Genomic DNA, 25,028 nt, shown 5'->3' with positions numbered 1-25,028 from the left:
AACGGGCGCCGCGAGCAACCGCGCTAGGCTTTCCCTATGGCTGATTTTGAGCGGTTCCGCCTCCTGCTTGAAGAAGAGCGGGAGCGGAAACTGGCCCTGCTTCCCGCGCTCCGTGCTGACATCTCATCCGCCAGCGCAGCCCGCCAGGGCTCCAATGTGGACGATGAACACGACCCGGAAGGCTCCACCATTGCCTTTGAACTCTCGCAGGCATCGGCACTGCTTGAGCAGAGCACTTTGGGCCTTGCCCAGGTGGAAGCGGCCCTGGACAGGATCGCCGACGGCACCTACGGGACGTGCAACGTGTGCGGGGAGCCAATTGCGGAAGGCCGGCTGGAAGCGCGTCCGTGGACCCCGTTTTGCATAGCCCACGCCGCCGCCGGACAGCAGGGACGGTAGCGCCCATATGGACCGTGACATCCGGGATGTTGCACTCTTCATTGACACCACCCTGCAGAACGAAGGCGCCTGGTACCGGGCCGAAGATGTGGAGTCGCGGATGGGTGGCGTCCTGACCTCCTACGGTGCGTCGGTGGGAGCGGTGCGAGGCACAGTCCGCGATGCCGGCAGGAAGTTCAAGGACCTTGGCCATGACGAAGTAACCGCCCTTGCCTCGGAGCTCTGGGGCCGGCCGCACCCCGGCAGGAAGCCGGTTTACGAACGCCGCCTGGCCGCCGTCGTCCTGCTGCAGTCCCGGGTGGCCCTCCTGCGGCACTCTGACCTGACCAGGATCGAGGGTTTCATCCGGTCCGCGCACACAAGTGAGCTGGTGGACCCGCTCATCGCCGACGTCGTGGTTCCGCTGCTGAATGCGCTGGGCGTCAGGGACCGGCAGCGCGCAGACGCCGTGATCTCCCGCTGGCACCAGGACCCTGACGATTGGGTTCGCCATGCCGCGTCCCTCACCTCTGAGGACACAACCCGGACAGCGTAGGAAGAGGAGATCGATATGCACGACCCCTACAACCTCAATCGGTTCGTCAGCGCCCAGGAGAGCGGCGGAACCTACGATCAGGCCCTGGCAGAACTTCAGCGCGGAAACAAGGCGGGGCACTGGATGTGGTTCATCTTTCCGCAGATCTCCGGGCTGGGGCAGAGCCCCACGTCCCGGCTGTATGCCATCAGATCAATGGCCGAAGCGCAGGCCTACCTGAAGCACGAGCTGCTTGGTCCCCGGCTGCTCGAATGCGGCGCTGCTGTTGCGACCCACACGGGCCGTCCGGCCACCGACATCCTCGGCGGCATAGACGCGAGGAAGCTGCATTCTTCCATGACGCTGTTCCTGCACGCGGCCCCGGAGGAAAGGATTTTCCGCGAGGTCCTGGATCAGTTCTTTGACGGCCAGCCTGATACCGCAACCGAATCGCTGCTGCTCTCGGACAAGGGCTGAAGGACTGACCAGAACGACGACGACGGGGGCCGTTCCGATAAAGCGGCCAACGCCGTCCGGCTTCTGCTGTCCTGCAGCCGCTACGGTGTGGGGTTTCCGCCGTTGACGTTCAGAGTTTCACCCACCACGTAGCTGGATTCGGCGGACGCAAGGAACACATAGGCCGGGGCGAGCTCGGCCGGCTGGCCGGCACGGCCCAGGGGAGTTGACTGCCCGAATTCCGGCAGTTGCTCCTTCGGCTGGCCGCTGCTGACCTGCAGCGGCGTCCAGACAGGACCCGGTGCCACGGCATTGACGCGGATCCCCTTCGGAGCCAGCTGCTGGGCCAGGCCCTTGGTGAAATTGTTGATGCTGGCCTTGGTAGTGGCATAGTCCAGGAGCGTGGGCGAGGGGTTGTATGCCTGGATGGACGTGGTGTTGATGATGGCCGATCCCGCGGGCAAGTGCGGGACTGCGGCCTTCGTGAGCCAGAACATGGCGTAGACATTGGTCTTCACCGTGTGGTCGAACTGCTCATCGGTGATTTCCGTAAGGTCCTCCTGGGCCACCTGCTTTCCGGCGTTGTTGACCAGGATGTCCACCCCGCCCAGGACCGCGACGGCGGTGTCCACGAGGTCGCGGCAGGCTGCGGGATCCTTGAGGTCGCCGGGCACCTTGACGGCCTTGCGGCCGGCCGCCTCAATCAGGCCTGCGATGCGGGAGGCGTCCTCCTCCTCTTCCGGAAGGTAGGACAGGACGACGTCGGCGCCCTCGCGTGCGAAGGCGATGGCCGTGGCTGCCCCAATACCGGAGTCGGCGCCGGTCACGATGGCTTTGCGGCCTTCAAGCCGCCCAGTGCCGCGGTAGGTTTCCTCACCCAGGTCGGCCCTCGGCTCCAGCTCCGCGTCCAGGCCCGGTTCGGGCTGGTGCTGCTCCGGCGGCGAGATCTTCGCGTAGGCGGTCACAGGGTTCCGAAAGGTGTACTGGTCCGTCATGGTGGTCCTCCTGGTAAATGTGGTGGAAACACGGGCAGATGGTTCGTTTGGGCGAGCATGGATACCTCACCAGCCCAAAAGCTAAGCATGCTTAGGGTTCCAGCCTAGGCAATGGTAAAGGCCCCTGCCAAACCAGTGGTCAGTCCTTCCGGACTTCCACGAGTTCGACGTTCAGCAGCTGGCCGGCATCCACCACCGCGGTCATGTAGGTGCAGACAGGCTGGCGCCGGCGGTCGGTAGGGGAGCCGGGGTTCAGCAGCCGCAGCCCACGTGCCGAGGTGGTGTCCCAGGGGATGTGGCTGTGTCCGAAGACCAGAACATCGGCGTCTGGAAATGCTTCATCGCAGCGCTCTTCCCTGACCTTTGCCGGGCCTGTTTCATGCACCATGGCGAAGTTCATCCCGTGCAGCGTCACAGCCACGTTTTCGGTAAGGCGGCGCCTCAGGTCCGGCCCGTCATTGTTGCCGAAGACGGCCACCAGCCGCCGGCTTCGCCGCTCGAACTCGTCCAGGAGGTCCGCCGTCACCCAGTCACCGGCATGGAACACAACGTCCGCGTTTTCGACGGCGGTCCACACCTGTGCAGGAAGGATGCGGGCACGGGTCGGGACGTGGGTGTCTGAGATCAGCAGGAGGCGCAACGGCATAGCTGCATCCTGTCACGCGCCCCTGTTCGCGCGCCTGCCCGAGTCGTACTCTGGGGCTGGAGGTGATTGCCATGGAGGCAACGCAGGGCGACCGGATCATCGTTCGGGGAAGGACCGTCGAATCGTCAGACCGGCACGGGGTGATCGTTGAAGTCCGGGGCCAGGCTGGTGCCCCGCCCTATCTTGTGCGCTTCGATGACGGGCACGAGACCATCATGTATCCCGGCGGTGATTTCGCCGTCGAACGCGGGCGCACGGGTTAGTGCGGGCGACGCGCCGCTGACCTCGCATGTGCACCCCTGCGCCTGTCAGACTGGACCGATGGATCAATCCTTGGCAGCCACGTCCCCCGATGCGGACCATCGAAACGCAGGCCACGCTCCGCCGGTCCGCACGGGGCCGCGGGATCCCGGCGACGCCTGGGTGGAAGGGGAGCGGGGGCGGTTCTGGGGCAGGTTCGGCGCAGCCGGTGTCCTCGCCTACGATCCGGACAAGGGAGTGCTCCTGCAGCAGCGCGGTCTGGAGCCACAATGGCGGAACCTGGGGATTGCCCGGCGGTGCCCTGCACCAGGGCGAGGATGCCGTCACGGGTGCGCTCCGGGAAGCCTACGAGGAAGCCGCGGTACCCGCGGAGAACGTGAGCGTCGTGTTCACTTCTGTCCTGGACGTCCAGTACTGGTCCTACACCACAGTTGTCCTGCTGGTCCTGGAGCCTTTTGATCCCGTTATCAGTGATCCGGAAAGCATTGAGCTGCAGTGGGTTCCGCTGCCCGAGGTGGACCGCAAGGAACTGCATCCTGGGTTCGCAGCCGCGTGGCCTGGGCTGCGTCAGCGGATGCTGGACCTCACAGAGAGTACAATTCGCCCCAGGACGGCGCCAGGCAGTGGAAGCGGCGGTCAGTAGTCCTTGCCGTACTCCGCGCTGACCAGGATGGGCAGGTGGTCCGACTCGCCCCTGGGCAGGGTCTCCACGCTTTCAATGTCCAGGCCCAGCGAGGTCGCGAAATCGAAGTGTCCCTTAAACACCTTGTAGCGGGTGTACGTGCGGCGGTCGCTGAGAGTCAGGGCGTACCCCGAGTTCTTCATGTGCTCATCGAGGTTCTTGGTGAAGAACGGGTAGTTGAAGTCGCCCACCATGAGGGTCATGAGGCCGCTTCCCATGCTCAGCAGCTCGGCGTGGGCTGCATGGATCTGCTTCCGCCGCAGGGAATTGGAGGCGGTCAGTGGTGCGGCGTGGAAGGATCCGATCACCAGCTCGTGCTCCGTTTCGTTGTCCATCACACGTGTCCCGATGAGGCGCTCGTGGGCTGGGGCCAGCACCCTGTCATGCAAAGACTTCTTCAACGCGAAGGACTGGGTGTCCATGGCCGTAAAACGGCTGGAGCGGTAGTAGATGGCGAGTCCCAGGCGGTTTCCCTTGGTGGTGTCCGCAAGGTGCAGCGGCCCAAGGGTCTCCGGCAGATCGCTGGAGTCCACCTCCTGCAGGCACAGGGCGTCGATCTCGAAATTCTGGGCAAGGGCAAGGAGCTCCCCGCTCGCCTTGTGCTTGCGAAGGTTGTAGCTGATGACGCGCATCGGTTGAGCACCTCTTCCGAGGGTTGCTGACAGGACCAGTTCCTGAGTCTACCCAGATAGCCGGCGCCGGGCTCCAACATTTCGCCGGTCCAGAGCAACGCGTCCCGAGCCAAAGGTTAGAGTTAATCCCGATTCACCCAGAACCACCGGAGGGGCCACCATGACCGCAGAACTGCCCGAACTTGCCGAAGGCAACTTCTACTATCAGTCGCTGGGCGGCGGCCGTTTCCGTTCCACCGTCCATGCCCAGGGCGCCTGGAACGAGCACGAACAGCACATGGCGCCGGCCTCGGGCCTGATGGTGGACAGTCTTGAGCGGCACCAGCCCCGCGCGGACATGCGGATGGCGCGCCTGAGTTTCGAGATCCTGGGCCTGATCCCCGGCGGTGAGTTCCATATCGAAACCACCACCCTCCGTCCTGGCCGGACTATCGAGCTGCTGCAGGCGGAACTTGTTGCCAATGGCAGGGTGGCTATCCGCGCCACTGCCTGGCGCATGGTCACCAGCGACACCAGCGCAGTCGCCGCCGTCGAGGACGCCGCCATTCCGGCACCTGACGAATGCAAGCCGTACGACGGCGCCAGCGTCTGGCCGGGCGGTTACATCCGGTCCCTGGAAATGCGCGTTGCGGAGGGACACCGGCCAGGCGCCGGGAAGGTCTGGCTGCGCACTGAGCACCCGCTCACAGACAGCGCAGACAGCGGCGATCTTGCCCGCCTGGTGGGGCTGGTGGACACCGCGAATGGGATCGCTGCCCGGGTCCCTCCAGGGAAGGGCAGCTATGCATTCCCCAACCTTGACCTTCAAATCCACATGCACCGCCGGCCAGAAGGCGAATGGCTTGGACTGGACAACGCCGTTTCCTTCGGGGCCGACGGTATCGGCCTCACCTCCACTGTCCTGCACGACCTTCAAGGACCTTTTGGGCGCGCCGAACAGATCCTGACGCTGCGAGAATCCTGACGCTTGGTCACAACGTTGAAGGTTATGACCTGGAAGACCAAGGCGTAACCTAGGTTTGGCTCGACTACATCGAGGCCGGGACAGCGAGGAATTGCACCATGACCATAAGGGAGCTCACGAATATGCAGGACGCCGAGGGCGGACTCCGGACTCTTACCGTGGTGCGGCAGGAGCGGTCCCTTGGTGCGGCACGGGACCTTGAATTCGGGCTTGGGCTGCTGGCACAGGCAAAAACCGGCAGGATCGGCCCCACCCTGCGGCTGTACCGGCCGAAGCCCACGGTGGCCTTTGGCCAGCGGGACGCCCGGCTGCCGGGATTCGAAGCGGCCGCCGAAGCTTGCCGTGTCCACGGCTTTGAACCCCTGGTCCGCAAGGCCGGGGGGCGCGCTGCTGCATACCACGAGGGCACGCTGGTTGTTGACCATGTGGAGCCCCACACGGACGCCATTGCCGGATCAAAGGGCAGGTTCGGTTTCTTTGGTGAACTCCTGGCCGAAGCCCTTCGGAGTGCGGGCGTGCAGGCAGCCGTCGGCGAAATTCCGGGCGAGTACTGCCCCGGCGAATTCAGCGTCCATGGCACAGGCACGGGGGACGCCCGGCACCAGGTGAAGCTCATTGGTACGGCACAGCGGGTCGTGGCCGGGGGTTGGCTGTTCAGCTCGGTCATCGTCGTGGAGAATTCTGCGCCGATCCGCAGCGTGCTGACCGACAGCTACGAAGCCCTGGGCCTTGACTGGGATCCCTCGACCGCCGGGGCCGTCGACGATCTGGTACCCGGCCTGGATGTCAAAGCGATCGAGGGTGCAGTGCTTGCCACCTACGCGGCCCACGCCTCGCTCCAGTACGCCGAGTTCGGCAGCTATGCCGGCTTCGAGAGCGTGAAGGCTTAATCTGCCCGCCGCCTGTCCTCGTTATGCAGCGAGGCGCGACTTGACCTCGGCGGCCGAGGGGTTGGTGGCGGCGGTACCGTCCGGGAAAAGCACCGTGGGGACGGTGCGGTTGCCGCCGTTGATCTGCTCCACGAGTTCGGCAGTCCCATCGACTTCCTCGATGTTGATTTCCGTGTAGCCGATGCCCTGGGCATCCAGCTGCTTCTTCAGCCGGTTGCAGTAGCCGCACCAGGTGGTGGAAAACATGGTGATAGTGCCGGATTCGGGGGTAAAGTCCACGGAGCTCTCCTAAAGCTGTGAGGGGGTTCGTTCCCATCAACGGTAACCTGCCGGCCAGTATTCCCAGGACCCGGTGGCGGCATCCGTCGAAGGATGACGCGTCTCTGTGAGGCTCCGGAAGATGTCGGGTGACACCGGTAGACGGCGATGGCATGCTGGAGCCATGTGTGGACGCTATGTGATGGCACGGGCCGTGGGGGACCTGTTGGCTGAGTTTGATGCCCGGCTCGAGGAAGAGGTGCAGATTCCGCCATCGTGGAACGTGGCGCCTACGGATGACGTGCCCATTGTCCTGGAGCGGCTGATCGATGACACGACAGTGCGGCAGCTGCATGTGGCCCGATGGGGGCTGGTGCCCTCCTGGGCCAAGGACCCCGGCATCGGACCCAGGATGATCAACGCCCGCAGTGAGACGGTGCTCGAAAAGCCGGCGTTCCGCAAGGCCATCCAATCGCGGAGATGCGCCGTCCCGGCGGACGGTTACTACGAATGGAAGCAGGGTGCCGGCAAGACCAAGCAGCCCTACTACGTCCATCCGGGCAACGGAAGCGGTTTGGTTTTCGCCGGCCTCTACGAGTGGTGGAAAGATCCGTCCGTCCCTGCGGGGGAGCCCGGCCAGTGGATGCTCTCCACGTCCATCCTGACAACAGACACGCCCCCTGCCGGCTCGGAATCCACGGTGTTCGGCAAGCTGACCGCCCTGCATGACCGTGTTCCCCTGCCCATGGACAAGGCCACCATGCAGGCCTGGCTCGACCCGCAGGTGGACGACGCCGCCGGGCTGGTGGATATGGTGCGGTCCGGGGTCAAGGATGTCGCCTCGGACTGGCGCGTGGACTCCGTGGGCAAAGACGTGGGTAACGTACGCAACAACGGACCGGAACTGATCCAGCCCGTGGAGGCACTCTTCTAGCAGACGCTGCGGAAGCCGAACCGGCGCCTAGACGGTGACCTTGCCGGCGTCGTCCACTGCCCAGGTGGGGTTGTAGGCAATCTCCCAGCGGAAGCCGTCCGGGTCGGCAAAATAGCCGCTGTACCCGCCCCATGGCTGGGTGACAGGCTCGGCAACGATGACCGCCCCCGCGGCTGCGGCTTCCGCCATGACCCTGTCCACCTCATCGGTGCTTCCCAGGTTCTGGCTGAGGGTGATGCAGGGCACCGCGCCGGGAGGACTGACGCCCGCCTCCGCCTGCATCTGGCCGGCGTCCCAGAGGGACAACATCAGGCCATGGTTGACCTGGATGAACACGACGTCGCCGGGAAACTCGCGGTGGATGGGCCAGCCGAGACCCTCCGCATAGAAGCGGCGGGAGACGGCAACGCTGCGTACACCTAATGACAAAAAGTCGACTCGGGGCTGCATGCTTCGATACTGTCAGATGATGGCGACAATTCAAGGAAACGACAGGGACGCTCTGGCGGACAAGGAACAGCTCGCTGCCGTCCGGATCGCGGTCGACGAGGTGGATGACCAGATCGTCACCCTCATAGCTCGGCGCGAACGGCTGATCCGGATCGCTGGAACCCTTAAGGGCGACGACGCGGAAGTCCGCGCCCCCGGCCGGGTGGAAAGGATCATCGACCACGTCCGTTCGGCTGCTGAAAAGAAGGACATCGATCCGGACATCGTGGAGTCCACCTATCGGGCAATGATCTCGGGCTTCATTGAACTCGAGCTTAAGGTCCACAAACAGAACAGCTGAGCTGTAGCGCCGCTTCCTTGCGGTGCTTCGCTACAGTGCTTCCTTACAGCGCTTCCTCGACGGCGACGCCGGACTGGAATTCCCGGCCGTCGGCCTCGCTGAAGGCCGACATCACATGCCCCTTGCCCAGCCCATGGATCGCTGCAGTGGGAAAGTTACCCGTGATCGTGTTGCCGGAGTGCGAAACCCCGCTGAGATCGTAGTTTTCTTCAGTGCCTTGTTCATGGCTGAATGAGTAGAAGGCAATCGCCTCCCCATTCATGAACTCAATGCCTAATCGTCTTTGTGACGAATAGTCAGGGCTGGCCGCCACAAGCCCCACCACGTATGCACCGGCCCCCGGGATGTTGCCCTCGATATCGAAGGTGGCCACGAGGGTTGAATCCTGGGCCTTGATGCTTACGTGCTTGAGGAGTGCGTCATGGGTACTCATGGCACAATCCTGCTCCCTGCCGTCCAGTCCGTCCACCCCTTCTAGGTTTTGTCATGGCAGCGGCGTAGACTGGAACTGTTCGAATATGTATTCGAACAATCGGTGTTTGCGGCTAACGGCTCAGCATGGATTCAGCAAGTGTTTCAGTCCTGTTCGGGAGGCGCCCATGGGCATGTTCAGCGAGTCCGTGGACGTCGTCTGCACCGCTTCCGGCCAGCCTCTGGAGCTTCAATGGGCCGGTCGCCGCTACACCGTGTGTGCGGAGCCTGTGAGGTGGTACGAACGCCGGCAGTGGTGGGTGGAGGAAAGCCGCGCACCCCTGGGAAGCGGGCCCGGGCTGGTGGACCACGAGATCTGGCGGGTGCAGGTTCTCGCTGCGGATAATCCCCGGGGTTCCAACGGTGCCACCCAAGAGCCGCTCACCCTGGACCTGACCAGGCATATCGGCAGTGACCGCTGGAGGCTCCTGCGGATCCACGACGCACTCAAGCCCAGAACAGCATGACTTTCACGCACCTCCACGTATCCACTGCCTTCAGCGCCCACTACGGCGTTTCCTGGCCCGATGAGCTCGCCCAGGTCGCCGCAGCGGATAGCGCCACAGCGCTCGCATGCACAGACAGGGACGGGCTGTACGGCACCATCAAACACCTTAAAGCGTGCACGGCTGCCCGAATAGACCCCATAGTGGGGGTTGACCTCGCAGTCTTCGACGACGACGGCGACCACCGCACCCAGCTCGCTGGCCGTGTGGTGGTGCTCGCTCGAGGCAACAACCAGGGAGCCGGTTACCGCGCCCTGTGCCGGCTCGTTTCCGATGCCCATGCCCGCACTTCCGGCAAAGCCGGGGGAGCGGTCCCCGTGGCAGTAACCCGGGCCGAACTCGCCTCACGGACCCTTGATCCACGCACCCTTAAACCCGTACTGACAGTCCTGATCGGACCTGATTCCGACGTCGGACAGGCACTGGGCGGACGGCGCTACCTGCGACCCCGCACCCTCTTCAAACGCTGGCTTGATGTCATGCCAGCAGGGACTGTGGTGGCTGAAATTGTCTCCCAGCTCAGCGCACCAGGCGCGCCCCTGAGCACGGCCCATGCAGTGCGCATGCTTAAACTCGCGGAAGAACATCGGGTTCCGGCCGTACTCACCAACGCTGTCCGGTACTGCGCAGAGGACGGTGCCGCCACAGCAGACGTGCTGGATTCGGCCCGGACGCTGAAGTCACTCCCGGAACTCGCCGCCGAACCCCTCCTCCAGCCCAACGGCCAGGGCTGGCTGAAATCATCCGGGCAGATGCTCCAGCTGGGAAGGGAAATCATCAGTGCCGCAGGGTATGGTGCCGCCGACCTTAAGCAGCTGATGGCACAGACCGAGGCGCTCGCGGACCTCTGCCGGATCGATCCTGTCGCGGATATGGGCTGGAAGCAGCCGGTGGTCCCTGAAGCATCGGTGATCGGCATCAGCCAGGACCCTCAGGTTGAATTGGTGCAGCGCTGCGAGGCCGGGATAGGCAGGCGGTTCCCGGGGATTTCCGGTACCGCCGAAAAGGAGATGCGCCAGCGACTCAGCCACGAACTGGGAATCATCCGGAACCTGGGATTCTCCTCCTACTTCCTCACAGTGGCGGAAGTCTCAAGAATGATCATCGACATGGGGGTCCGCGCCGCAGCCCGCGGTTCCGGCGCTTCCAGCCTGGTCAACTACCTGATTGATGTCAGCCAGGTGAACCCCCTGCAGCACGACCTCATCTTCGAACGTTTCCTTTCCCGGGACCGGGCCACCTTGCCTGACATCGACATCGATGTCGAAAGCGCCGAACGGCACAACGTCTATCGGAAGATCTTTGACCGGTTCGGCGCCGAGCGGGTCACGCTCATGAGCATGCAGAACGGCTACCGCGCCCGCGGGGCCGTCCGGGATGCCGGGATGGCTCTGGGCATGGATGAAGGCGATGTGGGCGAAATCGCCAAGCAACTGTGGCGTTTTTCGGCCAGGAAGTTCCGCGAAGCATTGGCGGAAAAGCCAGAGCTGCGGGAGTTCGCCGGGCGGGTGGAACAGCGCGATTTCACTGAAAACCAGCAGCTGGACCTGCTCGTGGACCTCACCGAACGCCTTGACCGGCTGCCCCGGCACATTTCCATGCACCCCTGCGGAGTGATCCTGGGCGATGCCACCCTGCTTGACCGGACCCCTGTGCAGCCGAGCGGACTTGGGCTGCCCATGAGCCAGTTCGACAAACACGACATGGATCCGATGGGCATGCTCAAGCTCGATGTCCTTGGAGTGCGAATGCAGAGTGCCATGGCCTTTGCTGTCAGGGAAGTCATCCGGATCCACCCCTCCAAAGCAGAAGTGGTTGCTGCAGGTGACCACCCCGCGGGCCCCTATGGCACGGGACCGGACTACATCGCCGAGAACGGCCACATCGACCTCAATGCTGTGCCGCTTGATGATGAACCAACCTATGAGCTGATCCGGAGCACCCATACCCTGGGCTGTTTCCAGATCGAGTCCCCGGGCCAGCGTGAGCTGGTTGGCAAGATGGCACCCCGTGACTTCAATGACCTCATTATCGATATTTCGCTGTTCCGGCCGGGGCCCATGAAATCGGACATGGTGCGGCCTTTCCTGGAGCACCGCCACGGTTTCGCGCCGGAGGTCTATCCGCACCCAGACCTGAAACCCGTGCTGCAGGAAACGCATGGGGTCACCGTTTTCCATGAACAGATCCTGAAGACCTTCGACGTCATGACAGGCTGCGGCCTGGCGCGTGCGGACGAATTCCGCCGCATTCTCGGCAATGAAGCTCTCGAGCCGCAAGTAGAGGAGTACTTCCGCAAGGAAGCCCGGGCCAAAGGCTATGCGCCTGACGTGGTGGACAAGGTCTGGGGGACCCTGAAGTCCTTCGCCAGTTTTGGCTTCTGCAAGGCACACGGGGCGGCATTCGCCGTACCCACCTACCAGTCGGCCTGGCTCAAGGCGCACCATCCCGAGGCTTTCCTGGCGGGCTTGTGGGAGCACGATCCCGGCATGTATCCCAAGAGGCTCCTGGTGGCCGAGGCCCGCAGGTTGGGCATCCCCATCCTGCCCCTGGACATCAACCGCAGCCAGGCGGAATATCGGGTGGAGCGGGTTGCGGATGGGCAGGACCGCGGCAAGCTGGGGATCAGGCTGAGCCTCAACGGGATCTATGGGATGTCCGCCGCCGAGCTGAAACGGATTGTCGCTGGCCAGCCCTATGACTCTTTGGCGGATCTCCGGGCACGATCCAGGCTGAGCAAGCCCAGTATCAAGAGGCTGGCCCAGCTGGGTGCCTTTGATTCCCTCCACCGGGAGTCGGGCGGTGCGGCCAATAGGGCGGATCTCGTCCAGCACCTGCAAAGGCTCCAGGCCACGGGAAGCACCAGGAAGGGTCCCGAGGTCATGGAGGGGCAGCTGGCATTGCCGCTGGGGGACGTGGAACTGCGGAACGTCAAGCCGGGCCTTCCCGCGCCAACCCTGGTGGAAAACGTCAGGGCGGAACTGGATCTGATGGCCATTGACGTCAGCGGGCACCTGATGGACAGCCACCGCCCCCTGCTGGACAGGCTGGGGGTCACCACTGCAGATAAACTGCTGGGCCTGCGCAATGGAACTGAGGTCCTGGTCGCCGGGGTGCGCATCGCTACCCAGACCCCGCCCATGCGGGGCGGGCGGCGGGTGGTCTTTATCAGCATCGACGACGGCACGGGCTGCGTCGACTCCGTCTTCTTCCATGAGGCCCAGGAACAGGCAGGACTGCTGCTGTTCGGAACCCGGCTCCTGTTGATCCGGGGCACCACGCGGCGGACCGGTCCCAGGGGAATCAGCCTGAGCGCAAACATGGCCTGGGACCTGAGCCGCATCGAAACCCTGCCCTTCCCGCAGCCCGGGCCGGAGAATGCGGACGTCCCGCACCCGCTGGACGGAATCAGCCGGAGCCTTGCCATTACCGGAATGGGCGGCTGAGCACACCCGGGCCCCGTTGGTCGGCCTCCCGCGAAACCGATAGCATTGACGATGGCTGGCTGTGGTCCCCGTATGCCACAAGCTATGAAGCCTTAACTTTGAATAGGAGACACCCGTGTCAGATGCCCAGCAGATCACCCTCATCGTCGACGGCGAAGAGACCAAGGTGACTACCGGGACAACCGGTGCGGAACTCTACTTTGAGCGCCGCGACGTTGTCGTGGCCCGCGTCAACGGCGAACTCAAGGACCTGGACCAGGAGCTGCCCGAGGGTGCCGAAATCCAGGCTGTCACCATCGGTTCGCCCGACGGCCTGAACGTGCTCCGCCACTCCACCGCCCACGTCATGGCCCAGGCGGTGCAGCAACTGCGCCCGGATGCCAAGCTGGGCATCGGTCCGTACATCACAGACGGCTTCTACTTCGATTTCGATGTCGCTGAACCGTTCACCCCCGAGGACCTCAAGACCCTGGAAAAGATGATGCTTAAGATCATCAACCAGAACCAGAAATTCGTCCGCCGCGTGGTCAGCGAGGATGAAGCCCGCGAAGCCATGAAGGACGAGCCCTACAAGCTGGAGCTGTTAGGAAAGAAGAACGACGCCGACGCCGGCGAAGGAGTCAACGTCGAGGTGGGCGCCGGGGACATCACCATCTACGACAACGTGGACCGTAAGAGCGGTGACAGCGTCTGGTGCGACCTCTGCCGCGGCCCTCACCTGCCCAACACCAAGCTCATCTCCAATGCGTTCGCACTGACGCGTTCGTCCTCCGCCTACTGGCTGGGCAACCAGAAAAACCAGCAGCTGCAGCGCATCTACGGCACCGCCTGGCCCACCAAGGACGAACTGAAGGCTTATCAGGAACGCCTCGCCGAAGCAGAACGGCGCGATCACCGCAAGCTTGGCGTGGAGCTGGACCTGTTCTCGTTCCCCGACGAGCTTGGCTCAGGCCTGCCCGTCTTCCACCCCAAGGGCGGAATCATCCGCAAGGAAATGGAGGACTACTCGCGCCAGCGCCACGTCGACGCCGGCTACGAGTTCGTCTACACACCCCACATCACCAAGGGTCACCTGTACGAGGTCTCGGGCCACCTTGACTGGTACAAGGACGGCATGTTCCCCCCAATGCGGGTGGATGAGGAACTCAACGCTGACGGTACTGTCCGCAAGCCCGCCCAGGACTATTACCTCAAGCCGATGAACTGCCCCATGCACAACCTGATCTTCCGTTCCCGCGGCCGCTCCTACCGCGAACTCCCGCTGCGCCTCTTCGAATTCGGATCGGTTTACCGGTATGAGAAATCCGGTGTGGTTCACGGCCTGACCCGGGTCCGCGGCATGACCCAGGACGACGCCCACATCTACTGCACCCGGGAGCAGATGAAGGACGAGCTCACCAAGACGCTCACCTTCGTCCTTGGCCTGCTGCAGGACTATGGCCTGAACGACTTTTACCTGGAGCTGTCCACCAAGGACCCCGAGAAGTACGTCGGTGACGACGCCGCCTGGGAAGAGGCCACCACGACCCTCGCCGAGGTGGCCCACGAATCCGGGCTGGAACTCGTCCCGGATCCAGGCGGAGCCGCCTTCTATGGACCGAAGATCTCGGTCCAGGCCAAGGACGCCCTTGGCCGCACCTGGCAGATGTCCACCATCCAGCTGGACTTCAACCTCCCCGAACGGTTCGAACTGGAGTTCCAAGCGGCGGACGGCACCCGTCAGCGGCCCGTGATGATCCACCGTGCCCTGTTCGGCTCCATCGAGCGGTTCATGGGCGTGCTCACCGAGCACTACGCCGGCGCGTTCCCTGCGTGGCTTGCCCCTGTTCAGGTGGTGGGCATCCCGGTGGCCGAAACGTTCAATGAGTACGTGTTCGACGTCGTGGACCAGCTCAAGGCGGCGGGCATCCGCGCCGAGGTGGACACTACTTCGGACAGGTTCCCCAAGAAGATCCGCACCGCCAGCAAGAACAAGATCCCGTTTGTGCTGATCGCAGGCGGTGACGACGCCGAGGCCGGCGCAGTGTCATTCCGCTTCCGCGACGGCAGCCAGGACAACGGAGTGCCCGTGGCAGAAGCGGTCAAGCGGATTACCGAAGCCGTCCGCAACCGGACCAGCTAGCGGAAACGGATATAGACACGGTGCAGGAGAACACAGGCGGAGGATATCCAGGTGATGCCGGCGTGACCGATGATTTCGATCTCGCGGGTGTCCCGGATGCCTTCCAGCGCCTGTGGACTCCGCATCGGATGGCCTACATCAAGGGCGGACAGCACCAGTTCAAGGACGAGGACGACTGCCCGTTCTGTGTGGGCCCAGCCAGGACTGATGAAGATGCCCTCATCGTCCACCGGGGGAAGACTTGCTACGTGGTGCTGAACCTGTTCCCGTACAACCCGGGCCACCTGCTGGTCTGCCCGTACCGGCATGTGCCCGATTACACGGACCTTACTCTGGAGGAGACCGCGGAGTTCGCAGAGCTGACGCAGACGGCCATGAAGGTCCTTCGTAAGGTTGCGAACCCGGGCGGTTTCAACTTGGGTATGAACCAGGGTGTGGTGGGTGGGGCAGGGATTGCAGCGCACCTGCATCAGCACATCGTTCCGCGGTGGGGCGGCGACGGCAACTTCTTCCCCATCATCGCCCAGACCAAGGCCATCACGCAGACGCTGGATGAGGTCCGCCAACAGGTTGCACAGGCGTGGCCCGGGGAGACGGATGCTGAATAGGCACGCCCGCGGATTTTTCACCGCGTTGTTCACCCCGCTCGCCCGCTGGCTCCTGAAGATCGGTGTTTCCCCTGATGCCGTCACGGTCATCGGTACAGCCGGGGTGGTTGTCGGCGCCCTGGTCTTCTACCCCCTCGGCCACCTCTGGTGGGGGACACTGTTCATTACGGCTTTCATCTTTTCAGACGTGCTGGATGGCATCATGGCACGGATGCGCGACGCCGGTGGGCGGTGGGGTAACTTCCTGGACTCCACGCTCGACAGGATCGCCGACGGTGCCCTGTTTGCTGGCCTGGCCATCTGGTTCTTCACCGGTGGTGCCCATTTTGCCATTGCCGTAACTGCCCTGCTCTGCCTGGTCCTGGGCATGGTGGTTTCCTACGCCCGGGCCAAAGCCGAGTCGCTCGGGTTCACTGCCAACGTGGGCATCGCCGAACGCGCCGAGCGGCTCGTCTCGGTCCTGGTGGTCACAGGATTTACCGGCCTTGGACTTCCTGGAATCGTCCTGCTGGTGACGCTCGGGCTCCTCGCCCTGGCCAGCCTGGTCACGGTGGTCCAGCGGGTGCTGTCCGTCCGCCGCCAAGCCCTTGCCGAAGCTGCCGCATCCGAATAATCCTGAATTAAGCCTGCTGGCCGCGGTGGGACTAGTATTAGGACTGCCCGGTCAATGGATCCGGCAATCCGGTGCGTGCACCTAGCGGCATCTCCGTGCCGCCTTCCCGCCCGGCGAAGGTCATCTATCTACCCATAGGGGTTTTTGTGTCTACACCTGATGTAAGCAGCGAAGCCGGTTCGTCCGCGAATAGCGTCACGGGCAGCAGCCGTGTTAAGCGCGGCATGGCCGAGATGCTCAAAGGCGGCGTCATCATGGACGTCGTCAACGTCGAACAAGCCCGCATCGCCGAAGACGCCGGTGCCGTTGCAGTGATGGCGCTGGAACGAGTTCCCGCCGATATCCGTGCCCAGGGCGGCGTGTCCCGCATGTCCGATCCTGACATGATCGACAAGATCATCGACGCAGTCTCCGTCCCGGTCATGGCAAAGGCCAGGATCGGCCACTTCGTCGAGGCCCAGATCCTGCAGTCGCTGGGCGTGGACTACATCGACGAGTCCGAGGTTCTCACCCCGGCTGACTACACCAACCACATCGACAAGTGGAAGTTCACCGTTCCCTTCGTCTGTGGCGCCACCAACCTGGGTGAGGCGCTGCGGCGTATCAACGAGGGCGCGGCGATGATCCGCTCCAAGGGCGAGGCCGGCACCGGGGACGTCTCCAACGCCACCACGCACATGCGCCAGATCCGCGCCGAGATCCTCAAGCTTGCGGCCCTGCCCGAGGACGAGCTCTACGTCGCGGCCAAGGAACTGCAGGCCCCGTATGAGCTGGTTAAGGAAATCGCTGCCACAGGCAAGCTTCCCGTGGTGCTGTTCACCGCCGGCGGCATCGCCACCCCGGCAGATGCTGCGATGATGATGCAGCTCGGCGCCGACGGCGTGTTCGTCGGCTCTGGCATCTTCAAGTCCGGCAATCCGGCCCAGCGTGCCGCCGCCGTCGTTCAGGCCACCACGTTCTTCGATGACCCGGACGTTATCGCCAAGGCCTCCCGCGGCCTGGGCGAGGCCATGGTCGGGATCAACGTGGACGAGATCCCGCAGCCGCACCGCCTCGCCGAGCGCGGCTGGTAACTCGCCTTTCGTCTCGGCTATGTAACATACGACGCCGGTTCCTCACCTTTGTTGGTGGGGGACCGGCGTCGTACTTCTTTAAGGGGGTGGGAGCGGGCTACCCGAGGCCGCGGCGCTTCAGCAGCGGCTCAAGCCGTGCATCGCGTCTGCGCAGGGCTCGGAACGATTCCAGGGGATCCCGACTGTTGCCCCGGGACAGAAGTTCCTGGCGGAACTTTTCGCCGTTGGCCCGGGTCATGCCGCCGTTCTCGCTGAACCAGTCAACAGTCTCCGCATCGAGCACTTCGCTCCAGATATAGGAGTAGTAGCCGGCGGCGTACCCCGCCCCGGCGAAGATGTGCTGGAAGTAGCCCGTGCGATACCTTGGCGGGATCAAGGCGTGGGCCACTCCGGCGGCAGCCAGGGACTTGGCTTCGAATGCCACGACGTCCTCCGGGATGTCCGTGCCGTCCAAGACGTGCCACGCCAGGTCCAGCAGGGCGGCACCAAGGTATTCGGTGGTGGCGAAGCCTTCACCCCACTGCACAGACGCGTTCAGCCTGTCCACCACATCCTGGGGGAGATGCTCGCCGGTCACGTGGTGGCGGGCGTAATTGGCCATGACCTCCGGCCACATGATCCACATCTCGTTGACCTGAGACGGGTACTCCACGAAGTCGCGGGGGACCGAGGTCCCGGAGAAGCGGGGATACGTCACGCTGGACAGCAGCCCGTGCAGCGCGTGGCCGAACTCGTGGAAAGCCGTCCGAAGTTCATCCAGCGTCAGGAGCGTCGGCTCGCCGGCCGGCGGCTTGGATATGTTGAGGTTGTTGATGACCACTGCCTTGGTGCCAAGCAGGGCGGATTGTTCAACGAGTGAGTTCATCCACGCCCCACCGCGCTTCGTTTCCCTGGTGTAGTAATCACCCAGGAACAGGCCCAGGCCGCTGCCGTCCTCGTTCCGGACCTCCCAGACGCGGACGTCCGGGTGGTAGCCGGAAAGGTCGTCCCGCTCGTGGAAGGTGATGCCGTAGAGTGACGTCGCCGCATGGAAGACACCGTCCCGCAGTACTCGATCCAGCTCGAAGTAGGGCCGGATTGCCTGCTCATCCACGGCGTACTTCTCCCGGCGGACCCGGGCAGAGTAGAACGCCCAGTCCCAGGCCTCCAACGGATGCCCTGCAATCTCCGCCAGTTCTGCCGCCTCCGCGTCCGCGTTGCGGACGGCGGCCGGTGCCAGCCGGCCGAGCATTGTCTGGACAGCTGCAAAGTGGGGCGCCGTCTGCTGCTCCACCACGAGTTCTGCATAATTCGCGAAGCCCAGGAGGGCGGCCTTTTCCGCCCGGAGCGCGGCCGTGGACCTGGCCAGTTCCAGGACATCCAGGTTCCCGCCGTCACTCCCTCGGCTGACAGACGCTTCAAACAGCCGGCGCCGGACTCCCCGGCTTTTGAGGGCGGCCATGGCTGGCTGGTTGGTGGGCTGGATGAGAGTCAGCAGGAACTTGCCGTCGTGGCCCGCAGCGCGGGCCGCCTCTGCTGCGCTGGCGACGTCGTCGGCGGGCAGGCCCGCCAGCTCGTCTTCGTTGTCGAGGATGAGGGCCGCGGATTTCATGGCTTCCTTCACCTGCTGGCCGAATTCCGTACCCAGCCGGGATAGCTCCGCGTTGACTGCTTTCAGCCGTTCCTGGCCGGGAAGATCCAGTTGGATGCCTGACTGCCGGAATTCCTTGAGGTACTCCTCCACGAGCCGTGCGGATTCCGGGTCGCAGTCCGTTGTGTCTATGGCGGCGAAGCGGTCAAAGAGTGCCCGGCTGAGAAAGATCTCGTCCTGGTGGGCTGATAGACGGGGCGACAGCTCCCTCTCCAGCTCCTGGATCGCATCGGAGGCATCTGCGGAAACCAGCGTGAAGAATGATGCCGTAGCCCGCTCCAGGAGTCGGCCCGCCTGCTCCAATGCCAGCGCGGTGTTCTTGAACGATGCAGGTTCGGGATTTTCCACTATCGCCCGGATCTCTGCCAGATGTTCAGCGAGGCCCCGATCCACCGCCTCGCCGTAATGGGAGGCCTGGATCTCAGCAAACTGCGGCAGCTCGTAGGGCAAGGGGCTGCGGCTCAGCAGGGGGTTCGTCATGAAGTAAACCTTTCACATGACGGCACTCTTCTCAACGCACCAAATACGCGTCAGGGGCAAGCAACGAACCTAGAATGGCACGTATGGGGAACAGGCTTGCCAAGGCTGCCCACCGCGCCGGTGCGGTGGCCAGTGCGCTCACACTGGCGGCGGTGCTTGCCGGCTGTGGGCTGGTCGCAGAAGAAAACGCCCGGACAACGCCAGCGGTATCCGGCAGCGGCACGGGAACCGTTCAGCCGAGCGTATCCCCGGCAGCGATGCCCACTCCAACGTCTGGGGCCGGTCCTGCCTGTCCAACGCTCCGCTGTACGTCCGTCCTGATGACGGGGGACATGCTCGTCCACACCCAGCTCTGGCAGCAGGCCCGTGAAGACGCGGCGGCCGGCGGCAAACCGGGACTGGACTTCGTTCCTCTCCTGGAAGGCCAGCGCAGGTATATCCAGGCCAGTGACCTCGCCATCTGCCACCAGGAAACACCTGTGGCACTGCCGGACGGGCCGTTCTCCTCTTACCCGTCCTTCAACGTGCCACCCCAGATCATCACCGCCGCCAAGGACGTGGGCTACCAGGCCTGTACAACCGCCAGCAACCACACCATCGACCGCAGCACCGACGGCGTGCTGCGCACCCTTGATGCCCTGGACGCGGCGGGCCTGAAACATACAGGTTCCTATCGCACAGAGGCCGAGTCGCAGGGAATCCTCATGGTGCAGACCAAGGCGGCCAAGATCGCCGTCATCGCCGGGGCCTATGGCCTCAACGGACTGTACCCCGAGTACGCCTGGCAGGTGGACATGCTGGACGCGCCGACCATGATCGCCAAGGCGCAAAAAGCGCGGGCACTGGGCGCGGACATTGTGCTCGGAGCCATGCACGCCGGTGACGAGTACGCGAGCGAAGCCAACGCCCAGCAAAAGGAAGTGGCGCACGCCCTCGTGGACAGCGGCCAGTTCACGATGATCTATGGTCACCACACCCATTCCGTGCTGCCCATCGAGAACTACAAGGGCACGTGGATCGTGTATGGCCTGGGCAACGGCGTGACGGAACTTTCGCCTTGGTACGTGGTCAACAACGAGGGGTTGCTGGTGCGGGCACAGTTCAGCCAGGATGCCTCGGGCAAATGGGCCGCGTCCGACCTTGCCTGGGCTCCTTCTGTGATTGTCCGTGGGCCCTACCGCTGGTGCTCGGTCGCATCCGATGCACCGCAAGGCACTTGTGCCACGCCTGAAGCCGACGCGGCCACCAGGCTCCGGACTGCAACGGTCGTGGACGCCATGGGCGCGGCCACGGCAGGGGCACACGAGCTGCTGATTACCAAGGAACGCTGAAAGGCGTGTGCAGGCAGCCTAAATAGCCCGCCCGGTGGCAATGTTCAGCGCGGACGCCGGGCGGCGTGTTCCCGGGCCAGCACGGAGTAGCGGTCGTCCGGTGTTCCCGGCACGAAGGTCCCGTATTTTCGTTCCGCCGCGGTTCGAATGAGGAAGTCGGCAATGGCAGGGTTCTTGGGCAGCAGGGACCCGTGCAGGTAGCTCGCCACCACATTGCGGTATCGGGCGCCTTCGTGGCCATCGTTGCTGTTGTTTCCCGTTCCCTTGGCCACAGTGCCCAACGGGCGCACTCCGCTGCCCAAGGTGGTCTGGCCGCTGTGGTTCTCGTAGCCCAGCACCTCACCGAACTCGTCCGTTGTCACTTTGACATTGCCGATGAGCCGCTCGTCGGTGCCGTGTGTCTCGACGTCCAGGATCCCGATGCCCGGAATCACCGGACCGGTACGGGTCTTGAAGAACCGCCCGAACAGCTGGTACAGGCCGCAGATGACCAGCATGGGGGCGCCATCCTCGGCCAGGTCCGTAAGGACACCCGCCCGCGATTGCAGGTCGTCCTGGATGACCAACTGGCCGCTGTCCTGGCCGCCGCCACCCAGAATGATGTCAACGCCCTCAGGAAATTCGTCGCCGACGTTGTATTCCAGGAGTTCAGGAGTGTAGCCGTGCCAGGTAAGGCGCTGCCGCAGAACCAGGGCGTTTCCCCAGTCGCCGTAGATGTTCATGTCGCGGGGGTAGAGCTGCACGACGCGGATGGTGCCTTTGCTGTCCGGCCCGCCGGCGGTTGGTTCAGCGCTCATGAGACAACCTCCACTGTGGTGATTTTGGACAGCTCGCGGCGGATGGCAAGCATAGCTGTGTAGGTGCAGAAGATCCGCTTGGGCCTTCCTTTGGCCTCACGGACGAACGCGGCGAGGGCGGGGGCAACGTCCGGCTGGACGGCGCCGACCGGGACTTCGTCGTATTGGAGCCGCAGGGCCATGTCATAGGCACGGGAGCCCGTCAGCTGGTCCACGCCGCCGTTGCGGAGGGAATCGAATTCGACATCCCAGAGCCACGACATGTCGCGGCCGTCGGCGTAGTTGTCGTTGATGGCGATCATCGTGGCGTAACCGCCTGCCGGGAACGACTTGAGGCCAAGCCGGAAGCCGCTGGGGTTCTTCACCAGGACCAGGTCCAGCGGTTGGCCGTCCACCGTGAGGCTTTCGCCACGGCCGAACGCGGGTTCCACCTGGGACAGGGCGGTGAGCAACGTGGCGTGGTCCGCCGTGGCGGCGCCTCCGCCACAGATGCTGCGGGCAAGGGTAAGTGCTGCCGCGGCATTAAAAATGTTGTAGACGCCGCGGAGCTTCATGGCGGTGGTGACAGTGACGCCGTCGTACTCGAAATCAGCGGTGTCCGGCCCCACCCGGCGGAGCACGACGTCGGCCGGCGGCTTTTCGGGGAGCGAGGACGGAACAGGGCTGCCGGGAGCCGCCCGCATGTCGTCGTCATTGGGGAAGGTGCTCAGGAGGGAATCGTCCAGGCCGAAATACTGGACATCCTGTTCGGTCAGGGTGCCGGCGATCCGTGCCACCCGTGGGTCCTCCCGGTTGAGCACCACCGTTCCCGTTGTTTTGGCGGCAACGTGCTGCAGGAGCTGGGCCGTCTTGTCGATCTCCCCGAAACGGTCAAGCTGGTCGCGCAGCACGTTGAGGAGGAGGCTGTAGCGCGGTGGAACGCTGTTCACGAAGTGCACGGCGTGGGCCTCGTCCAGCTCCAGGACGGCGACATCCGCCTTGAGCCTGCCGCGCCAGTCGACTTCACCGAGCAAAGCCGCTGCTACCCCACGGGTGAAGTTGCTGCCAGTGCGGTTGGTGAAGACCTTGAGGCCCTGGCTCTCGAGGAGTTCCACCACCATCTTGGTGGTGGTGGTTTTTCCGTTGGTTCCGCTCACCACTGCCACCCCGTGCGGAAGGGTGGAGAGGGTCCGCCGCATGAAGCCGGGATCGATTTTTTCGACCACCAGCCCGGGCAAGGCTGAGCCGCCGCCCCTGAGCCGGGACACCCGGCGGACCAGCTTGCCGAGCGGAATACTGAAGTAAAGCATGCTCAGTAATATATCCCAGCAGCGGCATAAAACCCGGCCCCGGCGGCTGCTCGAAAGCCCCTGGCCCGGCGGGCGCATTATGCTGAATGAATGACAAAACCCCTTTCGGCAGCTCCCGCACCTGTGGGCTCAGGCCTTCGGATCGGCGTCCTGGCACTCCAGGGCGACTTCCGCGAGCACCTCCGGGTGGTCGAGGCGGCCGGTGCTTCCGGCGTCGGGATCCGCCGCCCAGCCGAGCTTGAGGGCCTGGACGGGCTCATCATCCCCGGCGGTGAGTCAACTGCCATCGACAAGCTGGCCCGGGCCTTTGACCTGGCGGAGCCGCTGCAGGAAAGCATCCGTGGTGGCCTGCCGGTGTACGGCTCCTGTGCGGGGATGATCCTCCTCGCCGACGAGATCGCCGACCCCGCCACCGACCTTGCGGGCGAACCGCAGCGGACCTTCGGCGGCCTGGACATCACCGTGCGCCGCAACGCTTTCGGGCGGCAGCGGGAGTCCTTCGAAACCGACCTTGACTTCAAAAGCCTGGAGTTCAGCGCCACGGACGACGGCGTTGCGCCAGTCCACGCCGTCTTCATCCGCGGGCCGTGGGTGGAGCGGGTCGGCCCCGGAGTGGAGGTCCTCGCCCAGGTGGAGCCGGCCGACCCTGCCCACGCATCCCACGCTGCCACGCTGCCGGGGGCCGCTAGAATTGTTGCAGTGCGTTCGGGCCACCTGCTGGCCACCTCCTTCCACCCGGAAGTGACCGGGGAAAAACGCGTACACGAACTTTTTATCCGAATGATCAGAGGAGAAGCGTAAAGCATGTCAGGCCACTCCAAATGGGCAACGACCAAGCACAAGAAGGCCATCCTCGATAGCCGCCGCGCCAAGTCGTTCGCCAAGCTGATCAAGAACATCGAAGTCGCCGCCCGCATGGGCGGCCCGGACCTTTCCGGCAACCCCAGCCTTGAACTTGCCGTCACCAAGGCCAAGAAGACCTCGGTCCCGGCCGACAACATCGACCGCGCCATCAAGCGCGGTGCAGGCCTGACCGGCGAAGTGGTGGACTATACCGAGATCATGTACGAGGCCCGCGGGCCCCAGGGCTCGGCGCTCCTCATCGAGTGCCTCACCGACAACAAGAACCGTGCGGCCTCCGAAGTCCGCCTTGCCATTTCCCGCAACGGCGGCACCATTGCCGATCCCGGCTCCGTGAGCTACCTTTTCAGCCGCAAGGGCGTGGTGTCCCTGCCCAAGAAGGAGCTGACCGAGGACGACGTCCTGATGGCCGTCCTCGACGCCGGCGCCGAGGAAGTCAAGGACAACGGCGAGACGTTCGAAATCCACTCGGATCCGAAGGATCTTCAGGCCGTCCGTGACGCCCTGAAGGACGCCGGGATCGATTACGACACCGACGAGGCCGAGTTCGTGCCCTCCATGGAAGTGCCCCTCGACGTGGATGCCGCGAAGAAGTTCCTGAAGCTGGTTGACGCACTGGAAGACCTCGACGACGTGCAGAACGTCTACAGTAACGCCGACCTCAGCGACGAAGTCCAGGCCGCCCTGGAAGCCGAGTGATCCTCCGCCTTGCGGGTTAGGGCGGCTGCGGCACAGTGACGCTGCGAGTACTGGGGGTTGACCCGGGGCTGACCCGCTGCGGCATCGGGGTAGTCGACGTCGAGCGGAACAGGCGGGCCACCATGGTTGCGGTCGGTGTGGTCGGTACGTCCCCTGAAGAAACCCTCGACCGGAGGCTGCTGGTGATCGCCCTGGCCATCGATGAGTGGCTGGATCGTTACGAACCCCACGTCCTGGCTGTCGAGCGCGTTTTCTCGCAGCTCAATGTCAGCACAGTGATGGGAGTGGCGCAGGCGTCCGGGGTGGTGATCGCCGCCGCAGCCCGCCGCGGCATCCCGGTGGCGCTTCACACGCCGTCGGAGGTCAAGGCTGCTGTCACCGGCAGCGGAACCTCCAACAAGGAGGCAGTGACAAAACTGGTCACCAAAATCCTCAGGCTGGACGCACCGCCGCGCCCGGCAGATGCCGCCGACGCGCTGGCTCTTGCCATCACGCACGCGTGGCGGGCGGGAAGCGGCGCCAGTGTATCCACCACGGGGCCCGGAAGCTTGTCGCTGACGCCGGCCCAGCGGGCATGGGCGGATGCCGAAGCGAAGGCGCGCCGCGCACGGTGAATGTCCTCCCAGCTTGCTAGGGTATTCGTAGATATGTTCGGATAGCCGGTCCTGTCCTCCTTCCAGA

27 protein-coding genes and 1 pseudogene are annotated in these 25,028 nt (G+C 64.2%); 19 read left to right on the top strand and 9 right to left on the bottom strand.

What is annotated here, in order from left to right:
• The first annotated feature begins 36 nt into the window (after window positions 1-36).
• The 3 genes from J7E83_RS05015 to J7E83_RS05005 are packed head-to-tail and all read left to right on the top strand — an operon-like array spanning window position 37 to window position 1,390.
• Complete coding sequence (locus J7E83_RS05015; RefSeq protein ID WP_214959649.1) at window positions 37-399, top strand: TraR/DksA C4-type zinc finger protein; 363 nt, start codon at window positions 37-39, stop codon at window positions 397-399.
• 7 nt (window positions 400-406) lie between these two features.
• Entirely contained in the window at window positions 407-934 is a 528-nt protein-coding gene (locus J7E83_RS05010; RefSeq protein WP_214959647.1) for a DNA alkylation repair protein, read from the top strand.
• 15 nt (window positions 935-949) lie between these two features.
• Window positions 950-1,390 carry a DUF1810 domain-containing protein gene (locus J7E83_RS05005; protein ID WP_214959645.1) on the top strand — a complete coding sequence of 147 codons (441 nt, stop codon included), beginning with the start codon at window positions 950-952 and terminating at the stop codon, window positions 1,388-1,390.
• Between the two features lie 80 nt (window positions 1,391-1,470).
• Here the strand turns inward: J7E83_RS05005 and J7E83_RS05000 are convergent, their stop codons facing one another.
• Entirely contained in the window at window positions 1,471-2,364 is an 894-nt protein-coding gene (locus J7E83_RS05000) for a glucose 1-dehydrogenase (protein ID WP_214959643.1), read from the bottom strand.
• Between the two features lie 139 nt (window positions 2,365-2,503).
• Window positions 2,504-3,010, bottom strand: coding sequence for a metallophosphoesterase (locus J7E83_RS04995; RefSeq protein WP_214959641.1), 507 nt, complete (start codon window positions 3,008-3,010; stop codon window positions 2,504-2,506).
• 71 nt (window positions 3,011-3,081) lie between these two features.
• Here J7E83_RS04995 and J7E83_RS04990 point away from each other — a divergent pair, with 71 nt between their 5' ends.
• Entirely contained in the window at window positions 3,082-3,273 is a 192-nt protein-coding gene (locus J7E83_RS04990; protein WP_214959639.1) for a DUF1918 domain-containing protein, read from the top strand.
• A gap of 58 nt (window positions 3,274-3,331) precedes the next feature.
• A pseudogene (locus J7E83_RS04985) lies at window positions 3,332-3,914 on the top strand (NUDIX domain-containing protein).
• Here J7E83_RS04985 and J7E83_RS04980 read toward each other — a convergent pair.
• Window positions 3,908-4,585 (bottom strand): endonuclease/exonuclease/phosphatase family protein, encoded by a 678-nt coding sequence (locus J7E83_RS04980; protein WP_214959637.1) that lies wholly within the window; start codon window positions 4,583-4,585, stop codon window positions 3,908-3,910. The pseudogene J7E83_RS04985 and the gene J7E83_RS04980 sit on opposite strands and share 7 nt — an antisense overlap.
• A gap of 160 nt (window positions 4,586-4,745) precedes the next feature.
• On the opposite strand from J7E83_RS04980, the gene J7E83_RS04975 reads away from it, so the two are divergent.
• Window positions 4,746-5,549: a thioesterase family protein gene (locus J7E83_RS04975; protein WP_214959635.1), complete on the top strand. Its 804-nt coding sequence runs from the start codon at window positions 4,746-4,748 to the stop codon at window positions 5,547-5,549.
• Window positions 5,550-5,671: 122 nt separating this feature from the next.
• Entirely contained in the window at window positions 5,672-6,439 is a 768-nt protein-coding gene (locus J7E83_RS04970; RefSeq protein WP_214960960.1) for a lipoyl protein ligase domain-containing protein, read from the top strand.
• Between the two features lie 21 nt (window positions 6,440-6,460).
• On the opposite strand, the gene J7E83_RS04965 is transcribed toward J7E83_RS04970, so the two are convergent.
• On the bottom strand, window positions 6,461-6,718 hold the full coding sequence (locus J7E83_RS04965) for a mycoredoxin (protein ID WP_214959633.1): 258 nt from the start codon (window positions 6,716-6,718) through the stop codon (window positions 6,461-6,463).
• A 163-nt stretch (window positions 6,719-6,881) separates the two neighbouring features.
• Here J7E83_RS04965 and J7E83_RS04960 point away from each other — a divergent pair, with 163 nt between their 5' ends.
• Window positions 6,882-7,631, top strand: coding sequence for an SOS response-associated peptidase (locus J7E83_RS04960; protein ID WP_214959631.1), 750 nt, complete (start codon window positions 6,882-6,884; stop codon window positions 7,629-7,631).
• 27 nt (window positions 7,632-7,658) lie between these two features.
• On the opposite strand, the gene J7E83_RS04955 is transcribed toward J7E83_RS04960, so the two are convergent.
• The gene (locus tag J7E83_RS04955) at window positions 7,659-8,081 is read right to left on the bottom strand and encodes a VOC family protein (protein WP_214959630.1); all 423 of its coding nucleotides are present in this window, start codon (window positions 8,079-8,081) and stop codon (window positions 7,659-7,661) included.
• Window positions 8,082-8,097: 16 nt separating this feature from the next.
• On the opposite strand from J7E83_RS04955, the gene J7E83_RS04950 reads away from it, so the two are divergent.
• The gene (locus tag J7E83_RS04950) at window positions 8,098-8,421 is read left to right on the top strand and encodes a chorismate mutase (protein WP_214959628.1); all 324 of its coding nucleotides are present in this window, start codon (window positions 8,098-8,100) and stop codon (window positions 8,419-8,421) included.
• 43 nt (window positions 8,422-8,464) lie between these two features.
• Here the strand turns inward: J7E83_RS04950 and J7E83_RS04945 are convergent, their stop codons facing one another.
• Window positions 8,465-8,854, bottom strand: coding sequence for a hypothetical protein (locus tag J7E83_RS04945; protein ID WP_214959626.1), 390 nt, complete (start codon window positions 8,852-8,854; stop codon window positions 8,465-8,467).
• A 166-nt stretch (window positions 8,855-9,020) separates the two neighbouring features.
• Between J7E83_RS04945 and J7E83_RS04940 the strand changes: the two genes are divergently transcribed.
• The 6 genes from J7E83_RS04940 (at window position 9,021) to pdxS (ending at window position 17,260) form a co-directional block, all read left to right on the top strand.
• Window positions 9,021-9,359, top strand: coding sequence for a DUF6504 family protein (locus tag J7E83_RS04940; protein ID WP_214959624.1), 339 nt, complete (start codon window positions 9,021-9,023; stop codon window positions 9,357-9,359).
• Window positions 9,356-12,844: a DNA polymerase III subunit alpha gene (locus J7E83_RS04935; RefSeq protein WP_214959622.1), complete on the top strand. Its 3,489-nt coding sequence runs from the start codon at window positions 9,356-9,358 to the stop codon at window positions 12,842-12,844. The genes J7E83_RS04940 and J7E83_RS04935 overlap by 4 nt, the downstream gene beginning before the upstream one ends.
• A gap of 115 nt (window positions 12,845-12,959) precedes the next feature.
• Window positions 12,960-14,966: a threonine--tRNA ligase gene (gene thrS / locus J7E83_RS04930; protein ID WP_214959620.1), complete on the top strand. Its 2,007-nt coding sequence runs from the start codon at window positions 12,960-12,962 to the stop codon at window positions 14,964-14,966.
• 20 nt (window positions 14,967-14,986) lie between these two features.
• A complete protein-coding gene (locus J7E83_RS04925; protein ID WP_214959618.1) occupies window positions 14,987-15,574 on the top strand; it encodes an HIT domain-containing protein in 588 nt (195 codons plus the stop codon).
• Complete coding sequence (gene pgsA / locus J7E83_RS04920) at window positions 15,564-16,187, top strand: phosphatidylinositol phosphate synthase (RefSeq protein WP_214959616.1); 624 nt, start codon at window positions 15,564-15,566, stop codon at window positions 16,185-16,187. Before J7E83_RS04925 ends, pgsA begins: the two co-directional genes overlap by 11 nt.
• A gap of 146 nt (window positions 16,188-16,333) precedes the next feature.
• Window positions 16,334-17,260, top strand: a complete 927-nt coding sequence (gene pdxS / locus J7E83_RS04915) for a pyridoxal 5'-phosphate synthase lyase subunit PdxS (protein ID WP_214959614.1) — start codon at window positions 16,334-16,336, stop codon at window positions 17,258-17,260.
• Window positions 17,261-17,357: 97 nt separating this feature from the next.
• Here pdxS and J7E83_RS04910 read toward each other — a convergent pair whose 3' ends face one another.
• Window positions 17,358-19,370 carry a M3 family metallopeptidase gene (locus tag J7E83_RS04910; RefSeq protein WP_214959612.1) on the bottom strand — a complete coding sequence of 671 codons (2,013 nt, stop codon included), beginning with the start codon at window positions 19,368-19,370 and terminating at the stop codon, window positions 17,358-17,360.
• An 83-nt stretch (window positions 19,371-19,453) separates the two neighbouring features.
• Here J7E83_RS04910 and J7E83_RS04905 point away from each other — a divergent pair, with 83 nt between their 5' ends.
• Window positions 19,454-20,701, top strand: a complete 1,248-nt coding sequence (locus J7E83_RS04905; RefSeq protein ID WP_214959610.1) for a CapA family protein — start codon at window positions 19,454-19,456, stop codon at window positions 20,699-20,701.
• A 44-nt stretch (window positions 20,702-20,745) separates the two neighbouring features.
• On the opposite strand, the gene J7E83_RS04900 is transcribed toward J7E83_RS04905, so the two are convergent.
• Window positions 20,746-21,498 carry a type 1 glutamine amidotransferase gene (locus J7E83_RS04900; protein ID WP_214959609.1) on the bottom strand — a complete coding sequence of 251 codons (753 nt, stop codon included), beginning with the start codon at window positions 21,496-21,498 and terminating at the stop codon, window positions 20,746-20,748.
• Entirely contained in the window at window positions 21,495-22,787 is a 1,293-nt protein-coding gene (locus tag J7E83_RS04895; RefSeq protein ID WP_214959607.1) for a Mur ligase family protein, read from the bottom strand. Before J7E83_RS04895 ends, J7E83_RS04900 begins: the two co-directional genes overlap by 4 nt.
• 90 nt (window positions 22,788-22,877) lie before the next feature.
• On the opposite strand from J7E83_RS04895, the gene pdxT reads away from it, so the two are divergent.
• From pdxT to ruvC, 3 genes are read left to right on the top strand one after another with little or no spacing between them, the layout of a single operon-like run.
• Complete coding sequence (pdxT, locus tag J7E83_RS04890; RefSeq protein ID WP_214959605.1) at window positions 22,878-23,588, top strand: pyridoxal 5'-phosphate synthase glutaminase subunit PdxT; 711 nt, start codon at window positions 22,878-22,880, stop codon at window positions 23,586-23,588.
• Window positions 23,589-23,591: 3 nt separating this feature from the next.
• Entirely contained in the window at window positions 23,592-24,347 is a 756-nt protein-coding gene (locus J7E83_RS04885) for a YebC/PmpR family DNA-binding transcriptional regulator (RefSeq protein WP_214959604.1), read from the top strand.
• A 35-nt stretch (window positions 24,348-24,382) separates the two neighbouring features.
• Window positions 24,383-24,961: a crossover junction endodeoxyribonuclease RuvC gene (gene ruvC, locus J7E83_RS04880; protein ID WP_214959603.1), complete on the top strand. Its 579-nt coding sequence runs from the start codon at window positions 24,383-24,385 to the stop codon at window positions 24,959-24,961.
• The last annotated feature ends 67 nt before the right edge of the window (window positions 24,962-25,028 follow it).

Origin of the sequence: Arthrobacter sp. ISL-48, from assembly GCF_018613805.1 — a bacterium.
Lineage (GTDB): Bacteria > Actinomycetota > Actinomycetes > Actinomycetales > Micrococcaceae > Arthrobacter.
Note: the sequence above shows the minus strand (reverse complement) of the source record. Positions and strands in the feature narration are given on the sequence as shown.

Bases quoted from the DNA above. Each gene is read 5' to 3' on its own strand.
- pgsA (WP_214959616.1), top strand. From the start codon at position 15,564: ATGCTGAATAGGCACGCCCGCGGATTTTTCACCGCGTTGTTCACCCCG.
- pdxT (WP_214959605.1), top strand. From the start codon at position 22,878: ATGACAAAACCCCTTTCGGCAGCTCCCGCACCTGTGGGCTCAGGCCTT.
- J7E83_RS04885 (WP_214959604.1), top strand. From the start codon at position 23,592: ATGTCAGGCCACTCCAAATGGGCAACGACCAAGCACAAGAAGGCCATC.
- J7E83_RS04955 (WP_214959630.1), bottom strand. From the start codon at position 8,081: ATGCAGCCCCGAGTCGACTTTTTGTCATTAGGTGTACGCAGCGTTGCC.
- J7E83_RS04940 (WP_214959624.1), top strand. From the start codon at position 9,021: ATGGGCATGTTCAGCGAGTCCGTGGACGTCGTCTGCACCGCTTCCGGC.
- J7E83_RS04910 (WP_214959612.1), bottom strand. From the start codon at position 19,370: ATGACGAACCCCCTGCTGAGCCGCAGCCCCTTGCCCTACGAGCTGCCG.
- J7E83_RS05010 (WP_214959647.1), top strand. From the start codon at position 407: ATGGACCGTGACATCCGGGATGTTGCACTCTTCATTGACACCACCCTG.
- J7E83_RS04905 (WP_214959610.1), top strand. From the start codon at position 19,454: ATGGGGAACAGGCTTGCCAAGGCTGCCCACCGCGCCGGTGCGGTGGCC.
- J7E83_RS04990 (WP_214959639.1), top strand. From the start codon at position 3,082: ATGGAGGCAACGCAGGGCGACCGGATCATCGTTCGGGGAAGGACCGTC.
- J7E83_RS04950 (WP_214959628.1), top strand. From the start codon at position 8,098: ATGATGGCGACAATTCAAGGAAACGACAGGGACGCTCTGGCGGACAAG.
- J7E83_RS04975 (WP_214959635.1), top strand. From the start codon at position 4,746: ATGACCGCAGAACTGCCCGAACTTGCCGAAGGCAACTTCTACTATCAG.
- J7E83_RS04900 (WP_214959609.1), bottom strand. From the start codon at position 21,498: ATGAGCGCTGAACCAACCGCCGGCGGGCCGGACAGCAAAGGCACCATC.
- J7E83_RS05000 (WP_214959643.1), bottom strand. From the start codon at position 2,364: ATGACGGACCAGTACACCTTTCGGAACCCTGTGACCGCCTACGCGAAG.
- J7E83_RS04970 (WP_214960960.1), top strand. From the start codon at position 5,672: ATGCAGGACGCCGAGGGCGGACTCCGGACTCTTACCGTGGTGCGGCAG.
- J7E83_RS04935 (WP_214959622.1), top strand. From the start codon at position 9,356: ATGACTTTCACGCACCTCCACGTATCCACTGCCTTCAGCGCCCACTAC.
- J7E83_RS05015 (WP_214959649.1), top strand. From the start codon at position 37: ATGGCTGATTTTGAGCGGTTCCGCCTCCTGCTTGAAGAAGAGCGGGAG.
- J7E83_RS04960 (WP_214959631.1), top strand. From the start codon at position 6,882: ATGTGTGGACGCTATGTGATGGCACGGGCCGTGGGGGACCTGTTGGCT.
- J7E83_RS04945 (WP_214959626.1), bottom strand. From the start codon at position 8,854: ATGAGTACCCATGACGCACTCCTCAAGCACGTAAGCATCAAGGCCCAG.
- J7E83_RS04895 (WP_214959607.1), bottom strand. From the start codon at position 22,787: ATGCTTTACTTCAGTATTCCGCTCGGCAAGCTGGTCCGCCGGGTGTCC.
- J7E83_RS04995 (WP_214959641.1), bottom strand. From the start codon at position 3,010: ATGCCGTTGCGCCTCCTGCTGATCTCAGACACCCACGTCCCGACCCGT.
- J7E83_RS05005 (WP_214959645.1), top strand. From the start codon at position 950: ATGCACGACCCCTACAACCTCAATCGGTTCGTCAGCGCCCAGGAGAGC.
- J7E83_RS04980 (WP_214959637.1), bottom strand. From the start codon at position 4,585: ATGCGCGTCATCAGCTACAACCTTCGCAAGCACAAGGCGAGCGGGGAG.